Here is a 20043-nt window from a genome sequence, read left to right as displayed (position 1 = left end):
GGTGAGACGGCGGTCGGGAGGAGCCGGGAGCGAGCCGCGGAGGATCCTTCAGGCGGGTGGCTCGTCGGGCAGCAGCCCCAGCTGCCCCAGGAAGTCCATCTGGTCGAAGTAGAGCCGGTAACTGGCGATCCGGCCGTCCGCGTCGACGGTCGCGAGGTCGACTCCGCGGACCCTGATCTCCTTCTGCGTGGCCGGCAGCGACTCCCCGGAGGGCAGCACCAGCGGCCCCGTGTTCCTGCCACTGAAGAAACCCTCGTCGACGGCGGTGTCACCGATCTCGTACGAGTACACCGTCTCGAACGTCGCCTCCGGGACCGCCTCCGTCATGTGCCGCCAGTACTCGACGATGTTGTCGCGCCCATGGATCTCTCCCTCGTCGGGCGTGACGGCGACCGCGTCCGCCGCGTAGAGCTCGGCGATGACCTTGAGATCCTGGTTCGTCGTCAGTGCTTCCGTGAGCCGGTCCATGACCTCACGTGCCTGTCCCATGATCCACCTCCTGCGCAGGGGATCACCCACCTCGATTTTCCCACCGCACCCGGCCCGGCGCACCAGGTCACCCACCGGCCGTAAACCCCGCCCGCCTATCCTGGCCGGTGAAGCAATCGACCGTACGAGCGAGCGGCGGTCCCGCACCACGGCCGCGCCCGCACCCTCCCCCCGAGGAGCAGCACATGACCGCCGCCGCATCCGCCGCACCCGCCGCCGCGTCCCGCATCGCCGTCGTCACCGGCGCGAGCAGCGGAATCGGCGCCGCGACGGCCAGGCAGCTGGCGGCCGCGGGCTACCGCGTGGTCCTCACCGCCCGCCGCAAGGACCGTATCGAGGCGCTCGCGGAGGAGATCGAAGCGGCGGGCGGCCAGGCGACGGCGTACGCGCTGGACATCACGGACCGCACGGCCGTCGACGAGTTCGCCACCGCGTTCAGGACGATCGGCGTCCTCGTGAACAACGCGGGCGGCGCGCTCGGGGCCGACCCGGTCGCGTCCGGCGACCCGGCCGAATGGCGCCAGATGTACGAGACGAACGTCATCGGCACGCTGAACATCACCCAGGCCCTGCTCCCCGCGCTGACCGCGAGCGGCGACGGCACGGTGGTCGTCGTTTCCTCGACCGCCGGACACGGCACGTACGAGGGCGGCGCGGGCTATGTGGCCGCCAAGCACGCCGAGCACGTCCTCGCCGAGACCCTCCGCCTGGAGATCGTCGGGACCCCGGTCCGCGTCATCGAGATCGCCCCCGGCATGGTCAAGACGGACGAGTTCGCCCTGACCCGCTTCGGCGGCGACACGGAGAAGGCCTCGAAGGTCTACGCCGGCGTCGCGGAGCCCCTGACCGCCGAGGACGTCGCCGACACCATCGCCTGGACGGTCACCCGCCCCTCCCACGTCAACATCGACCTCCTGGTCGTACGCCCCCGCGCGCAGGCCTCCAACACGAAGGTCCACAGGGAGCTGTGATGCCGGACGCCGACCACCCGTCTCAGGAACACCCCGCCGCGGCCCCATCGCCTCAAAGCCAGGCCCAGGAACAACACCGCCTGGCCCAGGAGAAGAAGGACGAACGCTACGTCTGGTGGTACCTCGCGTACTTCCTCTTCGGCATCCACCTCGTGGCGTTCGTGATGATCTACGCGGTGACACACGCGAAGTAGAACCGGTGCGCCCTGCCTCGCGCCCCGGGTGTTCGTGACGGCCAGCCCAGACCGCACGGCTCCACCTCCGAATAACTCACACGAGTGAACCGGATAGATCACCCATACGGGACGTGAACTCCCGATCTAGGCTCGCGCCACAACATCAAAACGACGGCCCTCGGGCCGGGGTGCCACCCGACCCGAGGGCCTGACCATCGAGGAAGGCCTACTTCCCCATGGCTGAACGCGAGCCTAACGCGCAGCAGCGCGCTGACTTCATGGACCTCGAAGTCCCCGAGTACGCCTACATGTTCGGCTTCCTGCAGGCCGACGGGCACCTGGCGAAGGGGTCAGGCCAGAAGGGGCGCCTGACCGTCGAAATCAACGCGCGGGACACCGAAATCCTGCACGAATTCCAGCGACTGACGCCGTACAACAGCAGCATCAATGAGCGCACAAGGTCGACCAATTTCGCCGAGGCGCACCACTCGGCGACTTGGACCCTGTGCTCCCTCGAAGCCAGGACCAAAATCAACGGACTCGGTCTGCCGTATGGACGCAAGTCGAGGAAGGTCGCCCCGCCCCGCATCGAGTTCTCACGCCGCGACTACCTCCGAGGCGTCATTGACGCCGACGGCTCCGTGGGCCACACGGGTCAGGGTTTCCCCTTCATCTCCTTGACGACAGCGAGCACGGCGATTGGCGCCTATCTGTGTTTCTACGCAAGGAAGATCACGGGGGCCGAGCGCTCCATCAAACGCAACACCCGCGACGGGATCTACAACATCCTCTACACAAAGGAGACGGCCCAGGAGTTGAGCACACACCTCTACTACCCAGGCTGCCTTTCCCTCGAGCGCAAGCGAACCGCCGCCGACTCCCTTGCCGCCTGGGTCCGCCCTGCCGACATGAAAGTCGCTCCTGATCGCCGCCGCTGGAAGGAGTGGGAGGACCGGGTGCTGCTGGAGCTCAACGACAGCGCAGCCGCAGCCAAGAACCTCGGCCGAACCGAGAAAAGCTGTGGCCTTCGCCTCTGGCGCCTGCGCAGCGGACGAGTTCCCATGCCCGCGGACAATCAGTGAACAGGGGGCCCGAGCCTGTCGGCTCGGGCCCCCCTCTGACAGTTCAGCCCTTCACACACACGAACTGCTTCAGCTTCGCCACGACCTCGACGAGATCGCGCTGCTGCTCCATCACCTGGTCGATGTTCTTGTACGCCCCCGGAATCTCGTCGAGCACACCGGAGTCCTTGCGGCACTCCACACCCCGCGTCTGCTCTTCCAGATCCTTCGTCGTGAAGTGACGCTTCGCCGCATTGCGGCTCATACGCCGACCCGCGCCGTGTGACGCGGAGTTGAAGGCCTTCTCGTTACCGAGACCCTTCACGATGTACGAACTGGTGCCCATGGAGCCCGGGATGATCCCGTACTCACCAGAGCCCGCGCGGATCGCACCCTTCCGGGTAACCAGCAGGTCCATACCCTCGTACCGCTCCTCCGCCACATAGTTGTGGTGGCAGGAGATCTCCTGCTCGAAGGTCGGCTTCGCCTTCTTGAACTCCTTGCGGATCACGTCCTTCAAAAGACCCATCATGATCGCTCGGTTGTGCTTCGCGTACTCCTGAGCCCAGTACAGATCGCTTCGATAGGCAGCCATCTGCGGAGTGTCCGAGACGAATACCGCCAGATCACGGTCTATCAGACCTTGGTTGTGAGGGAGTTTCTGAGCAATACCGATGTGATGCTCAGCCAGCTCCTTGCCGATGTTCCGAGAACCGGAGTGCAGCATGAGCCAAACAGAACCGACCGAATCGACACACAATTCGATCATGTGATTTCCGCTTCCGAGCGTTCCCATCTGCTTTGCGGCACGCCCCTGACGGAACTTGACCGCTTCGGCCACTCCCTCAAACCGCTCCCAGAAGTCGTCCCACCCCGCGGTAGCGAACCCGTGCAACCTCCCAGGGTCGACCGGATCCTCATGCATCCCCCGCCCCACAGGAATGGCCTGCTCGACCTTCGACCGCAGTCGGGAAAGGTCCCCCGGCAGGTCATTGGCCGTCAGGGACGTCCTGACCGCGGACATCCCGCAGCCGATGTCGACCCCGACCGCCGCAGGACACACGGCCCCCTGCATGGCGATCACGGAACCGACCGTCGCACCCTTGCCGAAGTGGACGTCCGGCATGACCGCGAGGCCCTTGATCCAGGGGAGCGTCGAGACGTTGCGGAGCTGCTGCATCGCGACGTCCTCGACCGACGCCGGGTCCGCCCACATGCGGATCGGCACCTTCGCGCCCGGCACTTCCACGTACGACATCTCGTCCTCATTCCCCCGAAAAACAAACAGAAGTCACAAATCGCAAAACCGGTACCAAGGTCAACGTTTGGGACAACGGACCGGCGTCCACGGCAGTGCGTGCGATACACATTGTCTCCAGGGGCCGCCCCCGCGCGGCAACTGAATAACCAACGCATAACCACAGGACACCCCGGTCGTGCGCCCAGCGCGGCGACCCGTCGAGAGGAGCCCCACCGTGCAGCGGAAGGCGTACGTACCCGGCGTCGCCGCGCTCCTCGCGGCGCTGCTGGCCGGCTGCACCGGTGGATCGGGCGACGACGAGGGCACGACCGACCCGAAGCCGGGCGAGTCGGCCACGACGCCGACCGCGGCCCAGCCCGGCAAGTACCGCACGCTCCCGGAGCCGTGCGCCGCGGTGTCGCACGGCACGCTGGACTCGCTGCTGCCGGGCATCAAGCAGGTCACGGACGAGGAGCAGCGCGAGAAGGCGTACGAGGGCACGGCGACCCAGACGTACGACACGGACCGCAAGGTCGGCTGCCGCTGGAAGGCGGAGTCGAGGGTGGCGACGGACCACCTGCTGGTGGACTTCGAGCGCGTGGTCTCGTACGACAACGCGGTCAGCGACGACGACCGCGCGACGGACATCTACCTGGAGAGGGAGACGGCGGCGGACCTCCCGGAGCCGGTCGCCTCGTCGGAGTCGTCGGAGGCGTCGGAGGCGTCGGAGTCGCCCGATTCGTCTTCCTCGTCCGGCTCGTCCTCCGATGAGAGCGGGTCCCCCTCGAACAGTTCCGGTTCCGGTCCGAGTTCCAGCGCGTCGGAGTCCGGCAGCGGCGACGAGAGCGGTTCCGCCACGCCCTCCGACGGCTCCACCCCCACCGCCCTCCAGCCCCGCACGCTCGACGACCTGGGCGACGAGGCGTTCCTGGACGACGCCCTGAGCAGCTCCCGGCAGCGCACGGTGACTGTGGTGTTCCGCACGTCCAACGTGATCGTGACGATCCAGTACGACGAGCAGCCGTCGACCACGACCGACGTCCCGAGCAGCAAGGACATGCAGGACAGAGCGTGGAAACTGGCGGGTCAGCTCGCCGGGACGTTCAACGACTAGGGGCTCCCGGGAGGGGTTTCGGGCTGGACGGAACCCGAGTCACCCGTGTCCCGTTCGGCGTACCGTGGCCCCTCGGACCCGACCGAGTGCGGCCGGCCGAGGACGCGGCCGTTCGCACGCACACCCGAGCGTCTACGAGTGAAGGAACCATGCACCGACCCGCACAGCGCCAGCGTCAGCGACTCACCCGCATCCTTGTCGGCGCGGCCGCCGTCCCGGTGATGCTCGTCGCCTCCGGCTGCTCCTCGGACTCCGGCGACGGCTCCGGCGACGACGCGAAGAAGGACTCCGGCGCCTCGGCGTCGTCGTCCGCGACGGAGGCCGGTTCGGTGGTGAAGGAGGCCGCGTACGCGAAGCTTCCCGAGCCCTGCAAGGTGTTCTCGTCGAAGACGTTGAAGGAAATGGTCCCGAAGGGCACCAAGTCCGACAAGGAGGGCGAGTCGGGCGACGCGGCGACGCGCGGCAGCTGCTCCTGGAACAGCCTGGACAACAACGGCGTGGACGGTTCGCAGTTCCGCTGGCTGAACGTGTCGCTGCTGCGTTTCGAGTCGGACGCGACCCGCGGTACGGGCGAGAAGCTGGCCTCGGAGTACTTCACCAAGCACGCCGAGGACGCGCGTTCGGTCGAGGGTGCGAAGGACACCAAGTCGCAGCCGCTGACGGGGATGGGCAACGAGGCGGCGCTGGTGACGTACGACCTGAAGAAGAAGGAAGGCACCTTCAAGCAGCAGACGGTCGTGACGCGGGTCGAGAACGTCGTGGTGACGGTCGACTACAACGGCGCGGGTCTGGCCGGCGACAAGGCCCCGAAGGTGGCCGATCTGACGAAGGCGGCGGAGGCGGCCGCCAAGGAGGCCGTGGAGGCGGTCCGGACGGCGAACGGGGCCGGCGGCGGCTCCGCGGCAGGTGGCAGCACGGCGCCGAGCAAGAGCCCCAGCCCGAGCAGGAGCGCGAGCAAGAGCGCGGGCCAGGGCTCGGACCTCGGCAAGGACTCGGGCCCGAGCACGAGCCCGAGCAAGTCGGCCACGAAGAAGGACTGACGGCCGTTCCGGAAATCCGGCCGCCGCCCAACTCGCGGCCGGACCAGGACATTTGCTGCGGCCCGGCCTCCGCGGGGGCCGGGCTGGTGCCGTACTGCGCGCCCGGAGCCCGTACACATGTGCCACTCTGTTGCGCGCAACAGGTCGTCATGGGAGGGGAGTACGGGTGTCCGCGCCTATGCAGCTCACGAAGACGCACCGGATTCTCATCGGGGTGGTCGTCTTCGGAGCCGTCGTCATCGCCGGGATCGGCTTCGCCGGTTCGTACGCCGCGGTGCGCGAACTCGCCCTCCAGAAGGGCTTCGGGAAGTTCAGCTACGTCTTCCCGATCGGTATCGACGCGGGAATATGTGTCCTGCTCGCGCTCGATCTGCTCCTGACCTGGATCAGGATCCCGTTCCCGCTGCTGCGCCAGACGGCGTGGCTGCTGACAGCGGCGACGATCGCGTTCAACGGCGCGGCCGCCTGGCCGGACCCGCTGGGTGTCGGGATGCACGGTGTGATCCCGATCCTGTTCGTGGTCTCCGTGGAGGCGGCGCGGCACGCGATCGGCCGGATCGCGGACATCACGGCCGACAAGCACATGGAGGGCGTGCGCCTCACCCGCTGGCTGCTGTCCCCGCTGCCCACGTTCCTGCTCTGGCGCCGGATGAAGCTGTGGGAGCTGCGCTCCTACGAGCAGGTCATCAAGCTGGAGCAGGAGCGTCTCGTCTACCAGGCCCGGCTGCGTTCGCGCTTCGGCCGCGCCTGGCGCCGCAAGGCCCCGGTCGAGTCCCTGATGCCGCTGCGGCTGGCGCGTTACGGCGTGCCCCTGGCGGAGACGGCCCCTTCGGGCCTGGCCGCGGCGGGCATCGAGCCGGCGCTGCTGCCTCCGGCGCCGCGGCAGCAGACGGAGCTGGAGCGCGTGGAGGTGCCGCAGGCCGCCGTGCCTCCCCAGGTGGGCCCGGGAGCGCCCCGGGACGACCAGCGCCGCCAGGACCTGGACGCCGACGGCTACCCGGTCCCGCAGCAACAGGGACGGCAGGGGCAGCCTGTACAGCAAGGGTCGCAGGGGCAGCCGGAGTACCTGGAGGAGGAGCCGGAGTCGAGCCCGTGGTTCGCTCCCCCGCAGCAGGAGATCGTCTACGAGGGCGGCTACGACCCCTCGTACGCGCCGGACCAGATGTGGGCCCAGTACGAGGCGCAGCAGGCCCAGTACGAGGCCGAGCAGCGCCAGGCGTACCAGAACGGGCAGGGGCAGGTGCTTCAGGAGTACGAGGAGCGTGAGCCCTCTCCCGAGGACACCGGCACGTTCCCCATCCCGTCGGGCCCGAACCGCACGCGCCAGCTCGGCGAGGGCGGCGGCACGCCCGCCCCTGAGCCGGACGAGGAGTCGTTCTACCAGGTCTTCAAGCAGTCGATAAACGGCAGTTACCCGACTCCGCGCGAGTTCGGTGACAACGTCGAGGCGGAGTTCCGCGTGACCCTCCCTGAGCCGGAGGCGAAGCGCCTGGTGACCCGCTTCACCAATCGCCACACGATGGAACTGGAAGAGGACCACATCGCGTGACCACCTGCGTGTGTACGTGGATGGGGGGCGCCCGGAGAATCTCCGGGCGCCCCCCATCGTCGTAGGACCTCGTACGGTTACTCGCCGAGCAGCTTCCTCACCCGCTCCTGGCCCACCGCGAGGAGCAGGGTGGGCAGGCGCGGGCCGGTGTCGCGGCCGACCAGCAGGTGGTAGAGCAGGGCGAAGAAGGTGCGCTGGGCGACCTTGATCTCGGCCGGGAGCTCCTTGGGCGTGGCGTCGGCGGAGAAGCCGGCCTGGACCTTCGGGACTCCGTACACGAGGTGCGTGAGTCCGTCGAGCGACCAGTGCGAGTCGAGGCCGTCGAGGAGGAGCCGCAGCGAGGCGCGGCCCTGGTCGTCGAGGGACTTGATCAGCTCGGTGTCGGCCTCCTTGCGGACGACCGTGCGCTGGTCGGCGGGGACCTGGGTGTTGATCCAGGCCTCGGCCCGATCGAGCCGCGGCCGGACCTCGTCGAGGGACGAGAGCGGGTCGGCGGGGTCGAGTTCGCTGAGGATGCGCAGGGTCTGGTCCTCGGCGCCGGCGGTGATGTCGGCGACGGAGGCGAGCGTGCGGTAGGGCATCGGACGGGGCGTCTTCGGCAGCTCACCCGTGGCGGTGCCGACGGCACGCGAGTGCGCGGCGACGTCGGCCGGCAGCGCGGAGCCGTCGGCGACCTTTCCCTCCAGCTTGTCCCACTCGTCGTAGAGCCGCTGGATCTCCTGGTCGAAGGCGATCTTGAAGGACTGGTTGGGGCGGCGGCGGGCGTAGAGCCAGCGGAGGATCTGCGGCTCCATGATCTTCAGCGCGTCACCGGGCGTGGGCACGCCTCCCTTGGAGGAGGACATCTTCGCCATGCCGGAGATGCCCACGAAGGCGTACATCGGCCCGATGGGCTGCTTGCCGCCGAAGATGCTCCCGACGATCTGTCCGCCGACCTGGAAGCTGGACCCGGGTGAGGAGTGGTCGACGCCGGAGGGCTCGAAGACAACGCCCTCGTACGCCCAGCGCATCGGCCAGTCGACCTTCCAGACCAGCTTGCCGCGGTTGAACTCGCTGAGCCGGACGGTCTCCGAGAAGTCGCACGCGGTGCAGGTGTACGTCAGCTCGGTGGTGTCGTCGTCGTAGGCCGTGACGGTGGTGAGGTCCTTGCCGCAGTCGCCGCAGTAGGGCTTGTACGGGAAGTACCCGGCGGAGCCGGTGCCGTCGTCGTCGGCCGCCGCGCCCGACCCCTCGGCCGCTTCGAGCTCGGCCTCGTCGACGGGCTTCTGCGACTGCTTCTTGGCCGGGGCCTTCTTGGTCCGGTACTGGCCGAGGATCGCGTCGATGTCACCGCGGTGCTTCATCGCGTGCAGGATCTGCTCGCGATACGTACCGGAGGTGTACTGCTCGGTCTGGCTGATGCCGTCGAACTCGACGCCCAGCTCGCCGAGTGCCTCGACCATGGCGGCCTTGAAGTGCTCGGCCCAGCTCGGGTGCGGGGAGCCCTTGGGCGCGGGGACGGCGGTGAGCGGCCTGCCGATGTGCTCGCCCCAGGAGCCGTCGACACCGACAACGCCGTTCGGCACCTTCCGGTACCGGTCGTAGTCGTCCCAGGAGATGAGGTGCCTGACCTCGTGGCCCCGGCGGCGGATCTCGTCGGCGACGAGGTGCGGGGTCATGACCTCCCTGAGGTTCCCGAGGTGGATGGGTCCGGACGGGGACAGTCCGGACGCGACGACGACCGGTTTGCCCGGGGCACGACGCTCCGACTCCTCGATGACCTCATCCGCGTAACGGGAGACCCAGTCGGTGGTCTCGGTGCTCTGAGCCACGATCGGCACGTCCTTCTTTCCTCAGGAGGTGTCTTTGGCCGGCGGTACGTTTCGCACGGCTGACCGCCCCATTCTCCCAGCTCCCACCGCATCCACGAAAACGGCTTTTCACCGCCCCCGCCGCCCCTTCCCGTCCCGTCCCTGGGGGCTGCCGCCCCCAGACCCCCGCCATCGGCCTGAACGGCCTCGTCCTCAAACGCCGGACGGGCTGAACGTGTCGGCCCGGGCCGCGAAGTATTCAGCCTCTCCGGCGTTTGAGGAGCGGGGGTTCGGGGGCGGAGCCCCCGAGTAAGGGACGGGAATGGGTAGGGGCGGCGGGGGCGAAAATCGCTTTACCCACCATGGGATACTGGACGGATCCACCCGTACCCACGAGGAGAACGGCTCCCACCCCATGGCCTCGGTCACGTCCCTCACCGCCCACGTCCACCAGCGCCTGGCGGACGCGCTCACGGCAGCCCTGCCGGAGACCGCGCCCGCGGACCCGCTGCTGCGACGCAGCGACAGGGCGGACTACCAGGCCAACGGGATCCTCGCCCTGGCGAAGAAGGCGAAGGCCAACCCCAGGGACCTCGCGACCCAGGTCGTCGACCGGATCGCCAAGGGTGACGTGATCAAGGACATCGAGGTCTCGGGCCCCGGCTTCCTGAACATCACGATCACGGACCGGGCGATCACGGAGACCCTCGCGGCCCGCGCCACGGACCCGGCGGACCGCCTCGGCGTCCCGTTCCTGGAGAACCCGGGCACGACGGTCATCGACTACGCCCAGCCGAACGTGGCGAAGGAGATGCACGTAGGCCACCTCCGCTCCGCGGTGATCGGCGACGCGGTCGTCCAGATCCTGGAGTTCGTCGGCGAGACCGTCGTCAGGCGGCACCACATCGGCGACTGGGGCACCCAGTTCGGCATGCTCATCCAGTATCTGGACGAGCACCCGCACGAGCTGGACCACGAGGCCGCCGAGGACGGCGCGGTGACGGGCGAGGAGGCGATGTCGAACCTCAACCGCCTCTACAAGGCCGCCCGCACGCACTTCGACTCCGACGAGGAGTTCAAGACGCGGGCCCGGCGCAGGGTGGTCGACCTCCAGGCGGGCGACCCGCACACCCTGGCCACCTGGCAGAAGTTCGTGGACGAGTCGAAGATCTACTTCTTCTCGGTCTTCGAGAAGCTGGACATGGAGGTCCGGGACGCGGACATCGTCGGCGAGTCGGGCTACAACGACATGCTGGACGAGACGTGCCGCCTCCTCGAAGAGGCCGGCGTGGCGGTGTGGTCCGAAGGCGCGCTGTGCGTGTTCTTCGAGGACGTCAAGGGCCCGGACGGCAACCCGGTCCCGCTGATCGTGAAGAAGTCGGACGGCGGCTACGGCTACGCGGCGACGGACCTCTCGGCGATCAGGGACCGTGTCTTCAACCTGAAGGCGGACAACCTCATCTACGTGGTCGACGCCCGGCAGTCCCTGCACTTCAAGATGGTCTTCGAGACGGCGCGCAGGGCGGGCTGGCTGAACGGCGACGCGAAGGCGGAGCAGCTGGCGTTCGGCACGGTGCTCGGCAAGGACGGCAAGCCGTTCAAGACCCGTGAGGGCGAGACGATCCGGCTGGTCGACCTGCTCGACGAGGCGATCGACCGTGCCACGACGGTGGTCCGTGAGAAGGCCGGGAAGGTGGGCCTGACCGAGGACGAGATCGTCGAGAACGGCCGGTACGTCGGGATCGGCGCCGTGAAGTACGCGGACCTGTCCACGTCGGCCGTCCGGGACTACAAGTTCGACCTGGACCAGATGGTGTCGCTGAACGGCGACACGAGCGTGTACCTCCAGTACGCGTACGCCCGTATCCGGTCGATCCTCCGCAAGGCCGGGGACGCGCGTCCGCTGGCCCACCCGGAGCTGGCGCTGGCCCCGGCGGAGCGTGCGCTGGGTCTGCACCTGGACCAGTTCGGCGAGCTGCTCCTGGACGTGGCGTCGGGGTACGAGCCGCACAAGCTGGCCTCGTACCTGTACCAGCTGGCGTCGCACCTGACGACGTTCTACGACCAGTGCCAGGTGCTGAGCGACGCGAACCCGAAGGAGGTCGTCGAGAACAGGCTGTTCCTCGTCGATCTGACGGCCCGCACGCTCCACCAGGGCATGGCCCTGCTCGGCATCAGGACGCCCGACCGCCTCTGACGGAGACGAGGACGACCTCCGAGCGCCACCGGCACCCGCCGCCCGAGACCCGGGCGCGGCCCCTCACCAAAGGGTCGCGCCCGGGTCTCGGCACGTACGGCAACCGACCCGGCCCCTTCCCCCGTTCGAGTGAAGGAAGTTGAAGGCGTACACGACAGGCAGACGCCCGCGATAGAGGTGACCCGTGCGGCCACGGAGGCCCGCATATGCCAGTGGCCCCTCCCCGCCCTGACCTGGCAATCCGTATGAGTGAAGGCCAAAGGTTGAGGTGCTCGGGCGCACCCCGGAGTATGCGATGCTGCGGGGCGCAAACCCCCCAACTCCGGGGAATCCAGAGCCCTGTTGGACCGCACTGGGAGCCCAATGAGCACTGCACTGCCCTTCTCCGTCACCTCGGCCGTCTGGATGGTGTTGACCCGTGCTGCCACTCGTTGAGACCGGCGAGGAGCTGGACGACATGGTCCGCGACGAGGCCCTGTTGCGGCCCGCCGTCATGGACCTGTGCGAGCGCCTCGGAGTGGCCGTGAAGCCGCTGATCCGCTTCATCGAGGGTTCGCTGCCGGTCTACTCCGTCGGCGCCGCGCACGTCGTGAAGCTGTTCCCCGCCTTCGAGGAGATCGACGCCAGGCGCGAGGAGCGGGTTCTGAGCCATGTATACGGCAGACTGCCGGTTCCGACCCCGCAGGTGTACTCGGCGGGGGCGTACAAGAACGGCTGGTCGTTCGTCCTGATGTCCCGGCTGCCCGGCGAGAGCCTCGCCGACGCGTGGCCGCGGATTCCGGCCGCCGAGCAGGACCGTATCGTCACGGAGGCCGGCGAGACCCTCGCGGCGCTGCACTCGCTGAACCCGGCGCCGCTCACGAGTTCCGTCGGCCCCTCCGACTGGGGCCTGTTCGTCGACGCGCAGCGGGCGATCGCGGTGGAACAGCAACGCGAGGCCGGCCTGTCGGACACCTGGCTGGAGCAGATCCCGTGGTTCCTCGGCTCGGTGCCGCTGACCCCTCCCGCCCGGCGCGTACTGCTGCACACGGAGTTCATGCGCCAGCATCTGACCGTGGACCCGAACGGCTGGCGCCTGACGGGCCTATTCGACTTCGAACCGGCGATGATCGGCGACCCGGCGTACGACTTCGTGAGCGTCGGGCTGTTCATCTCGTGCGGGGACCCCCGGCTGCTGAAGCGGTTCTACGAGGCCTACGGGTGCCCGCCGATCGACCCGCGCACGCTCATGGCGTACACGCTGCTGCACGTCTACAGCAATCTGCCCGACTATCTGAGCACACTGCCCAAGCCGCCGGAGCCGACGCTGGACGCGCTCGCCGAGACATGGTTCGGCACCGGCTGAAGGCCCCCGGAACGGGGCTGCCGCGAGGGGCCCGCGCGCTGCCGACCAGGGCCGACGCGACCCCTGCGGGCGTTGTCAGTGCCGGGCCCTAAAGTCACCTGCATGGCGACTCTTCCGAACCAGCTGCCGACGCTGGCGGCCGACCCGACCGGCCGCTCGCTCGGTCTCGACCTCCCGCCCGGGACGCTGCTCGACACGACGGTCGACGGCCCCTGGGACGAACCGCTGCTGTGGCGGGCCGACGCCCCGGCGGCGCCGGGCGACTGGCTGCGGCTGGCGTCCGCGCGCCGCACGGCGGGCCTGCACCCGGTGCTGCTCGGCGCCGACGCGGACAGCGAACCCCACCCGGACAAGTGGGAGCTTGACCCGGACCTCGCGTCGTATCCGGGCGACCACGACGCGGAGGAGGTGCTGGCGGACCTCTGGGAGGAGTGCGCGGCCGAGGCGGAGGACGCCGACTGGCCGGGCCTCGCCGCGGCGGGCCCGCCGGACGCCGAACCGGACGAGCGGGCGGCCGAGATCGCCGACTCGCTGACCGGCGGCGGGAGTTGGCTGGAGCGGGCGCACATCGCCCTCGTGCCGGCCCGCCGCAGCGCGGACATCCCGGCGGCCCTCGGCTGGTGCGGCCCGGTCAACCACACGGAGGACGTGGCGCCGCTGTGCGCGGTCCTGCGCTCCTGGGAGGACCGCTTCGGGATACGGATCGTGGCGATGACGTACGACCAGCTGGTCGTCTCCGTCGCGGCCCCGCCCCGGACCCCGGCCGAGGCGGAGGCGGTCGCCGCCGAGCACTACGCGTTCTGCCCGGACAACATCGAGCAGGGCGACCACGGCTCCCTGCGGGCGTACGCCGAGCACGAGGTGCTCGACGCACGCTCCTGGACGTTCTGGTGGGACTGAGCCGAACCGTAGGCCCGCCCGGAACTCCCGGCGGGCCTACGGCTCAGGGCTTGCGCCCCGTGACCGCGTACACGTTGATGTCCGCGTCCGTCACGTCGTTGATGTCGCGGTACCTGACCTTCTCGATGTCGTCGAGGCTGTCGAAGTAGCCGGGCTCGGGCTGCTCGGGGACGGGCGCCGCGTTGTCGGGACGCCAGTGGTGGGCGGGGACCACGCCTGGCTCGTCGACCTCCAGACCGTTCTCGGTGAGGAACCGCTCGACCTCCGCCTTCGAGCGCAGCACGAAGGTGAAACCGCGCTCGGTGTACGTCCGCTGGACCGCGCGGATGTTCTCGGCGTTGAGGTCCTCGGTGAGATGGCTGAGCACGAGCCGGCTGCCCGAGGGCAGGGCGTCGATGAGCTCGCGCACGATCGGGTAGGCCTTGTCGTCCTCGACGAAGTGCAGGATCGCCACGAGCGCGAGGGCGACGGGCCGGTCGAAGTCCAGGGTCTTCGCGGCCGCTTCGAGGATCTGGGCCGGGTTCTCCAGGTCGGCGTCGATGTAGTCGGTCCGGCCCTCGGGCCCGCTGGTGAGCAGGGCGCGCGCATGGGCGAGGACGACCGGGTCGTTGTCGACATACACGACCCGGGAGTCGGGGGCGAGGCGCTGGGCGATCTGGTGGACGTTCTCCTGGGTCGGCAGCCCCGTGCCGATGTCCAGGTACTGCCGGATGCCCTCTTCGCCGGTCAGTGTGTTCACGGCCCGGCGCAGGAAGTCGCGGTTGTGCCGGACGTCCAGGTAGCCGCGCGGGTTGGCCGCGAGCGCGGCGGCGGCCGCGGCCCGGTCGACCTCGTAGTTGTCCTTGCCCCCGAGAAAGACGTCGTAGACACGTGCCGGGTGTGCCTTGGTGGTGTCGATCCTCCTTCTCAGCTCTGCGGGGTCCTGGCTGAGAGCGTCACCGGGCATAGAGCCTCTCCCTGGAGAGTCGCGTCATTAAACGAGCAACAACCTAACTCTCGGGGTCACTTGATAGTGCCCCGACCGGCAGATCGACCGTGCGAACCGCGTCCGCCCGGTTGGGCCGACCGCTCGCCCGGGAATGCAGAGGCGCTCAGCCCGGAATGTCGGGCTCAGACTCGTTCCGCCCCCATTCGGAGTCGCCTAGCGGGTAGTTGTACGCGGGCCGCCCCACGTTCCCGCTGGTCCGGAACGGCTGCCCCTTGTTGTCGACGCGTACGGTGCCCTGCTTGGTCCCGCTGGACCAGTCGAGCTCCAGGTACCAGCTCACGTTGTGCGCCCGGGCGTCCGCGAAGATGTAGAAGACCTCGGGGTCGGACTCGCTCACCTTGTACGGGAAGTCGCGCTGCCCGGCCTTGGGCGAGGTCGCGGGCCGCCCGGCGTCGAGGTTCACGGCGAACGACGTGGTCTCCACCCCGCCACCGCACCCGACACCCATCGCGAAGTCGTTCCAGGCGAGCGGCGCGCTCTTCTCCACCACCCGCACATGCAGCGCCTCCAGGACGACGGTGGCCTTCCCGGTGCCCTGCACGGTCAGCGCGAGCATCTGCTGCCCGCCGGCGACCCCGCCGAGCGCACTGACCCACCCGCGCGCGTCCGACTCACTCGGCGGCGGAGGCACCTGCTCGGGCTTCCGGTCGACGAGGTAGTGCTGACTGCACGGACCTTCCCACTTGTACGGATTGACGGCGACGGTGGGCGCGGAGGCACTCTCCTCGGCCCCGGAGTCCTGCGCGGCCCCGGCCCCGGCGCTCCGGGAGGCGGAGGAGGACGCCGTCGGAGTACCGCTGCGCGAGGCGGACGGCGAGGCCGACTTCCCCTTCGCGCCACCGGACGCACTGGCCCCGGGACTTTCGTCGACGGTCCCGGCGGTGGCCCCCACTGACTGCTTCCTGCCCTCACCGTCGTCGCTCTTGCCCGGCACGAGATTCACCACGAGGGCGGCCGACACGACCGCGGCGGCCACGGCAGCCCCGGCGAGCAGGACGGTACGCCGCCGCCGCGCAGCGGGCGCGTCCGACGCCCCTGCCCGCTCGGCCTCCGGACCCGAGCCGAGAACATCGCCCCCGACACCCGCATCCACAGCCGACTCCGAACCGGCAGCAGCCCCCGATTCAAGGGGCGAGTCCGAAGCGGACGCAGCGGACTCAGCGGACGCAGCGGTCGAAGCCAAATCCGAGCCGGCGGCCGAAACGGACTCGCCGGCCCCCTCCCCCGCCTTCTGCCCCCGCCGCGCATCCGCGAGAACCCACCGCCGGTGCAGCTCCACCAGTTCCTCGGGGGAGGCCTTGCAGGCGCGGGCGAACCGCTCCACGGGCGCGTAGTCCGTCGGCACGGCATCCCCGTTGACGTACCGGTGAAGCGTCGACGTACTCGTGTGAAGCCGCTTCCCGAGCACCCCGTAACTGAGCCCGGACCGCTCCTTCAACTGTCCCAGAAGCTCCGAGAACTCGTCCCCCGCCACCGTTCCTCCCTCTTCCACGTCCCGGATCCACGTTCCAGGGGAAGGTCGTTCCCCCAGCTCAGAGCCATTACGGGCGTTCCTGCGTCCCGGAAACCCCGGCAGGTGTGGCGGCCGGGACAGGTCGCCGCACAAGCTTGGGCCATCCAAGCACGCCGCTCCCGTCACTCGGTCGAGCGGCCTGCACCAAGGCCCGTACCGCATCAGGGGGATCAATCATGTCCGCACGTACCACCCGCACCCGTGTCCTCGCCGCCGCAGCGCTCGCCGTCGCCACGCTGACACTGACGGCCTGCAACAACGGAGAGGGCGTACGCGACGAGGGCGCGTCGGCGGGCGCCACGTCCCAGCCGTCGTCCACGCCGACGTCCGAGTCGCAGAAGAACAAGGAGACGACCACGGACGCGGGACAGGCGGCGTCGTCGTCGAACTCGAACTCCAAGCCCAAGGACGGGAAGGGCACGCAGAACTCGACGGGCTCGACGGGCTCATCGGACTCGTCGAAGTCGTCGGGCTCGAAGGACTCCGGCCCCACCCGCACGCCCTGCACCACCGCCAACACCCGCATGGCGGCCACGGTGGTCTCGCGCCCCCTGAACCACCTGCTCCTCACCGTCACCAACACCGGCTCGAAGAACTGCAACGTGATCGGCTACCCGGCCGTCCGCTTCGGCGAGGCGCAGTCGGTCCCGCCGGTCTTCGAGGACTCCAAGCCGCAGGCGGTGCTCACGCTGGCCCCTGGCGAGTCGGGCTACGCGGGCGTGCTCCTCTCGGCGGCGGACGGCAGCGGCTCCAACGGCTACACGGCGAAGTCGCTCGAGGTCTACCTGAACAAGGACGCGGGATCCGCGGCCAAGCCGTCGCTGCCCGCCAAGGGCGTGTACGTGGACAGCTCGATCTCGGTCACGTACTGGCAGCAGACGATGGCGGACGCCCTCACCTGGTAGGCAGGCGGGCTCAGCGCAGCTTCTGCGCCACCTCGGTCGCCCAGTACGTGAGGATGTTCTGGGCGCCGGCCCGCTTGATCCCGGTGAGTGTCTCGAGGATCGCCTGATCCCGGTCGATCCACCCCTTCTCGGCGGCGGCTTCGACCATCGAGTACTCACCGGAGATCTGGTAGGCCGCCACAGGCACAGCCACCGCATCCGCGACCCGCGCGAGGATGTCGAGATACGGCCCGGCCGGCTTCACCATCACCATGTCGGCCCCCTCCTCCAGATCGAGGGCCAGCTCCCGCAGGGACTCACGCGCGTTGGCGGGATCCTGCTGATAGGTCTTCCGGTCGCCCTTCAACGACGAGCCGACGGCTTCCCGGAAGGGCCCGAAGAAGGCGGAGGAGTACTTGACGGTGTAGGCCAGAATCGCCACATCCTCGCGCCCGATCTGATCAAGAGCATCACGCACGACGCCGATCTGGCCGTCCATCATCCCGCTGGGGCCCACCACATGGGCCCCGGCATCGGCCTGTACCTGGGCCATCTCGGCGTACCGCTCCAGGGTCGCGTCATTGTCAACGCGCCCCTGACCGTCCAACACCCCACAATGCCCATGATCAGTGGTCTCATCGAGACACAGATCGGACATCACCAACAGCTCGTCGCCGACCTCGGCCCGCACATCCCGAAGGGCGACCTGCAGAATCCCGTCAGGATCGGTCCCCGGCGTCCCCACGGCATCCTTCTTGGACTCCTCCGGAACACCGAACAGCATGATCCCGGAGACGCCGGCCGCCACGGCCTCCGCGGCAGCCTTCTTCAGACTGTCCCGCGTGTGCTGCACAACGCCCGGCATCGCCGCGATGGGCACGGGCTCGGCCACTCCCTCACGCACGAACGCGGGGAGGATGAAGTCGGCGGGATGCAGCCGGGTCTCGGCGACCATGCGCCGCATCACGGGGGTGGTCCGCAGCCGCCGAGGCCGACTGCCCGGAAAGGATCCGTACGTAGTCATGCACCAACGCTACGCCCGCCCCACACCCCCCTTTGCCGACGCCCAGTCGGAGCCACCGCCCCCACATGCGCCCGGGACGCCCCGGGTCCAAGCTGGTGGAACAAGGACCCGGACGGCCGGCCTCTCTGGGCAGGAGGACGCGATGACAACCGCGCACACCCCCACCCCCAACCTGTTCGCCCTCTCGGAGATCCGGGGCCCGGTCCTGAGACCCGACGACGAGGCGTACATGGCAGAGGTCACGGGCTTCAACCTGTCGCAGCGCCACGCACCGGACATCGTGATCGGGGCAACGGGAACGGACGACATCGTCGCGGCACTCCGCTGGGCGACGGCAACAGGCACCCCCGTCTCCGTCCAGGCGACGGGCCACGGAGCGAACTTCCCCATCCACGACGGCCTGCTGATCAACACCAGCCGCATGACGGACGTACGAATAGACCCGGCCGAACGCACCGCCACAGTCTCCGCCGGCGCGAAATGGCGAGACGTCCTGGAGGCGGCCGCACCCCACGGCCTGGCCGCACTGACCGGCTCCTCGACCGACGTGGGCGTGATCGGCTACACGCTGGGCGGCGGCCTGCCGGTCCTGGGCCGGACCTACGGCTACGCGTCCGACCTGGTCCGCTCCTTCCAGGTGGTGACCCCGGACGGAGTCCTGCACGAAACGGACCCGGCCCACGAGCCCGACCTGTTCCGGGCCCTGCGAGGCGGCAAGGGCAACGTCGGCGTCGTAACCTCCCTCGTCACCGAGCTGATCCCGCTCACCCGCATCCTCGGCGGCGCGATCTACTACGCGGGCACGGACGCGGAGTCCGTCCTCAACGCCTACGCAAGCTGGACTCCCACCCTCCCCCCTGAGATGTGCACGGCATTCAGCCTGCTCCGCCTCCCCCCACTCCCCCAGATCCCGGAGCCCCTGCGCGGCGGCTTCTGGTCCAGGGTGGCCATCGCCTGGACAGGCGACCCAACAGTGGGAAACGACCTCCTGACCCCCATACGCGCAGCCGCACCACCGGTGATCGACACGGTGGCGGAGATGGACTACACGGCCGTGGACCAGATCTACGCGGAACCCGAGGACCCACTCCCCGCAAGAGAATCGTGCGCCCTGCTCCACGACCTCACCCCCGAGGCCATCCGGACGTTCCTCGACCAGGTGGGCCCGACAGCCACGGACTGCCCCCTACTCCTGGTCGAACTGCGCCACATGGGCGGCGCACTGTCCCGCCCGGCCCCCGTACAGGACGCGGTCTGCGCCCGCGACGCCACGTACTTCCTGGAATCGGTGGCCATCCTCCCCGACCCAAAAACGGCACAAGCCGTAGAACAAGCCACAACAGCCCTACAACAGGCCATGACCCCCTACGGCACAGGCCACACCATGGTCAACATCCACGGCACCCCCGGCACAGAAGCAGACCGAGCCCGGGCTTGGACCCCAGAGGTCTACAAACACCTCCAACGCACAAAGGCCACCCACGACCCGACCAACCTGCTCCGCTACGGCCACGCGGTACCCCCGGCGGCATAAAAAGACCACCGCCCCGCAGCCGACGACGCACGGGAGCGGGCCGTGCCGGTACGTCGAAAGCCCGCCGCATAGGGCTCCTCCGGCAAGCAGCACCTTCAAAACCCACAGCCGTACACCCGGCACGCGGCGGGCTCGACGTACCGGCACGGCCCGCGCCCCAAACAACGCGCCCCGAACCCGCGGCCCGCGCACGCCCCAAAACCAACGCGCCACGGACCGCACAGCGAA

At 69.1% G+C, this 20043-nt stretch carries 17 protein-coding genes; 11 read left to right on the top strand and 6 right to left on the bottom strand.

Features of this window, described 5'->3' with window-relative positions:
- Window positions 1–48: 48 nt before the first annotated feature.
- Entirely contained in the window at window positions 49–489 is a 441-nt protein-coding gene (locus ACIBEI_RS43635; RefSeq protein WP_189844903.1) for an ester cyclase, read from the bottom strand.
- Between the two features lie 185 nt (window positions 490–674).
- On the opposite strand from ACIBEI_RS43635, the gene ACIBEI_RS43630 reads away from it, so the two are divergent.
- From ACIBEI_RS43630 to ACIBEI_RS43620, 3 genes are all read left to right on the top strand, one after another.
- The gene (locus tag ACIBEI_RS43630; RefSeq protein ID WP_398896546.1) at window positions 675–1460 is read left to right on the top strand and encodes an SDR family NAD(P)-dependent oxidoreductase; all 786 of its coding nucleotides are present in this window, start codon (window positions 675–677) and stop codon (window positions 1458–1460) included.
- On the top strand, window positions 1457–1654 hold the full coding sequence (locus ACIBEI_RS43625) for a hypothetical protein (protein WP_398896545.1): 198 nt from the start codon (window positions 1457–1459) through the stop codon (window positions 1652–1654). The genes ACIBEI_RS43630 and ACIBEI_RS43625 overlap by 4 nt, the downstream gene beginning before the upstream one ends.
- A 218-nt stretch (window positions 1655–1872) precedes the next feature.
- Window positions 1873–2718: a hypothetical protein gene (locus ACIBEI_RS43620; RefSeq protein WP_398896544.1), complete on the top strand. Its 846-nt coding sequence runs from the start codon at window positions 1873–1875 to the stop codon at window positions 2716–2718.
- A gap of 43 nt (window positions 2719–2761) precedes the next feature.
- On the opposite strand, the gene ACIBEI_RS43615 is transcribed toward ACIBEI_RS43620, so the two are convergent.
- On the bottom strand, window positions 2762–3955 hold the full coding sequence (locus tag ACIBEI_RS43615) for an RtcB family protein (RefSeq protein WP_398896543.1): 1194 nt from the start codon (window positions 3953–3955) through the stop codon (window positions 2762–2764).
- Between the two features lie 217 nt (window positions 3956–4172).
- Between ACIBEI_RS43615 and ACIBEI_RS43610 the strand changes: the two genes are divergently transcribed.
- The 3 genes from ACIBEI_RS43610 to ACIBEI_RS43600 all read left to right on the top strand — a co-directional run bounded on the left by ACIBEI_RS43610 (window position 4173) and on the right by ACIBEI_RS43600 (window position 7640).
- On the top strand, window positions 4173–5051 hold the full coding sequence (locus tag ACIBEI_RS43610) for a DUF3558 domain-containing protein (RefSeq protein ID WP_398896541.1): 879 nt from the start codon (window positions 4173–4175) through the stop codon (window positions 5049–5051).
- 149 nt (window positions 5052–5200) lie between these two features.
- Entirely contained in the window at window positions 5201–6091 is an 891-nt protein-coding gene (locus ACIBEI_RS43605; protein ID WP_398896540.1) for a DUF3558 family protein, read from the top strand.
- 166 nt (window positions 6092–6257) lie between these two features.
- Window positions 6258–7640 carry a DUF2637 domain-containing protein gene (locus ACIBEI_RS43600; protein WP_398896538.1) on the top strand — a complete coding sequence of 461 codons (1383 nt, stop codon included), beginning with the start codon at window positions 6258–6260 and terminating at the stop codon, window positions 7638–7640.
- A gap of 77 nt (window positions 7641–7717) precedes the next feature.
- Here ACIBEI_RS43600 and lysS read toward each other — a convergent pair whose 3' ends face one another.
- Window positions 7718–9460, bottom strand: a complete 1743-nt coding sequence (gene lysS, locus ACIBEI_RS43595) for a lysine--tRNA ligase (RefSeq protein ID WP_398896536.1) — start codon at window positions 9458–9460, stop codon at window positions 7718–7720.
- Window positions 9461–9845: 385 nt separating this feature from the next.
- Between lysS and argS the strand changes: the two genes are divergently transcribed.
- From argS to ACIBEI_RS43580, 3 genes are all read left to right on the top strand, one after another.
- Window positions 9846–11627, top strand: a complete 1782-nt coding sequence (gene argS, locus ACIBEI_RS43590) for an arginine--tRNA ligase (protein WP_398896535.1) — start codon at window positions 9846–9848, stop codon at window positions 11625–11627.
- A gap of 418 nt (window positions 11628–12045) precedes the next feature.
- On the top strand, window positions 12046–12972 hold the full coding sequence (locus ACIBEI_RS43585) for a phosphotransferase family protein (protein ID WP_398896534.1): 927 nt from the start codon (window positions 12046–12048) through the stop codon (window positions 12970–12972).
- A 102-nt stretch (window positions 12973–13074) separates the two neighbouring features.
- Entirely contained in the window at window positions 13075–13872 is a 798-nt protein-coding gene (locus ACIBEI_RS43580; RefSeq protein ID WP_398896532.1) for a DUF4253 domain-containing protein, read from the top strand.
- A 43-nt stretch (window positions 13873–13915) separates the two neighbouring features.
- Here the strand turns inward: ACIBEI_RS43580 and ACIBEI_RS43575 are convergent, their stop codons facing one another.
- Window positions 13916–14818, bottom strand: coding sequence for an SAM-dependent methyltransferase (locus tag ACIBEI_RS43575; RefSeq protein ID WP_398896530.1), 903 nt, complete (start codon window positions 14816–14818; stop codon window positions 13916–13918).
- Between the two features lie 145 nt (window positions 14819–14963).
- Window positions 14964–16352, bottom strand: a complete 1389-nt coding sequence (locus ACIBEI_RS43570) for a helix-turn-helix domain-containing protein (protein WP_398896529.1) — start codon at window positions 16350–16352, stop codon at window positions 14964–14966.
- A 197-nt stretch (window positions 16353–16549) separates the two neighbouring features.
- On the opposite strand from ACIBEI_RS43570, the gene ACIBEI_RS43565 reads away from it, so the two are divergent.
- The gene (locus ACIBEI_RS43565; protein WP_398896527.1) at window positions 16550–17278 is read left to right on the top strand and encodes a DUF4232 domain-containing protein; all 729 of its coding nucleotides are present in this window, start codon (window positions 16550–16552) and stop codon (window positions 17276–17278) included.
- A 10-nt stretch (window positions 17279–17288) separates the two neighbouring features.
- On the opposite strand, the gene hemB is transcribed toward ACIBEI_RS43565, so the two are convergent.
- Window positions 17289–18281 (bottom strand): porphobilinogen synthase, encoded by a 993-nt coding sequence (hemB, locus tag ACIBEI_RS43560; RefSeq protein WP_398896526.1) that lies wholly within the window; start codon window positions 18279–18281, stop codon window positions 17289–17291.
- A gap of 142 nt (window positions 18282–18423) precedes the next feature.
- Between hemB and ACIBEI_RS43555 the strand changes: the two genes are divergently transcribed.
- Window positions 18424–19815 (top strand): FAD-binding oxidoreductase, encoded by a 1392-nt coding sequence (locus tag ACIBEI_RS43555; RefSeq protein ID WP_398896525.1) that lies wholly within the window; start codon window positions 18424–18426, stop codon window positions 19813–19815.
- Window positions 19816–20043 lie beyond the last annotated feature (228 nt).

The sequence above is a fragment of the Streptomyces sp. NPDC050988 genome, from assembly GCF_044456225.1.
Classification (GTDB): Bacteria; Actinomycetota; Actinomycetes; order Streptomycetales; family Streptomycetaceae; genus Streptomyces.
The sequence above is the reverse complement of the archived record's forward strand: the minus strand, read 5'-3'. Positions and strand labels throughout refer to the sequence as shown.

Excerpts from the sequence above, each read along its gene's own strand:
- ACIBEI_RS43565 (WP_398896527.1), top strand. The coding sequence starts at position 16,550 with ATGTCCGCACGTACCACCCGCACCCGTGTCCTCGCCGCCGCAGCGCTC.
- ACIBEI_RS43630 (WP_398896546.1), top strand. The coding sequence starts at position 675 with ATGACCGCCGCCGCATCCGCCGCACCCGCCGCCGCGTCCCGCATCGCC.
- argS (WP_398896535.1), top strand. The coding sequence starts at position 9,846 with ATGGCCTCGGTCACGTCCCTCACCGCCCACGTCCACCAGCGCCTGGCG.
- ACIBEI_RS43615 (WP_398896543.1), bottom strand. The coding sequence starts at position 3,955 with ATGTCGTACGTGGAAGTGCCGGGCGCGAAGGTGCCGATCCGCATGTGG.
- hemB (WP_398896526.1), bottom strand. The coding sequence starts at position 18,281 with ATGACTACGTACGGATCCTTTCCGGGCAGTCGGCCTCGGCGGCTGCGG.
- ACIBEI_RS43605 (WP_398896540.1), top strand. The coding sequence starts at position 5,201 with ATGCACCGACCCGCACAGCGCCAGCGTCAGCGACTCACCCGCATCCTT.
- ACIBEI_RS43575 (WP_398896530.1), bottom strand. The coding sequence starts at position 14,818 with ATGCCCGGTGACGCTCTCAGCCAGGACCCCGCAGAGCTGAGAAGGAGG.
- ACIBEI_RS43620 (WP_398896544.1), top strand. The coding sequence starts at position 1,873 with ATGGCTGAACGCGAGCCTAACGCGCAGCAGCGCGCTGACTTCATGGAC.
- ACIBEI_RS43580 (WP_398896532.1), top strand. The coding sequence starts at position 13,075 with ATGGCGACTCTTCCGAACCAGCTGCCGACGCTGGCGGCCGACCCGACC.
- ACIBEI_RS43635 (WP_189844903.1), bottom strand. The coding sequence starts at position 489 with ATGGGACAGGCACGTGAGGTCATGGACCGGCTCACGGAAGCACTGACG.
- ACIBEI_RS43555 (WP_398896525.1), top strand. The coding sequence starts at position 18,424 with ATGACAACCGCGCACACCCCCACCCCCAACCTGTTCGCCCTCTCGGAG.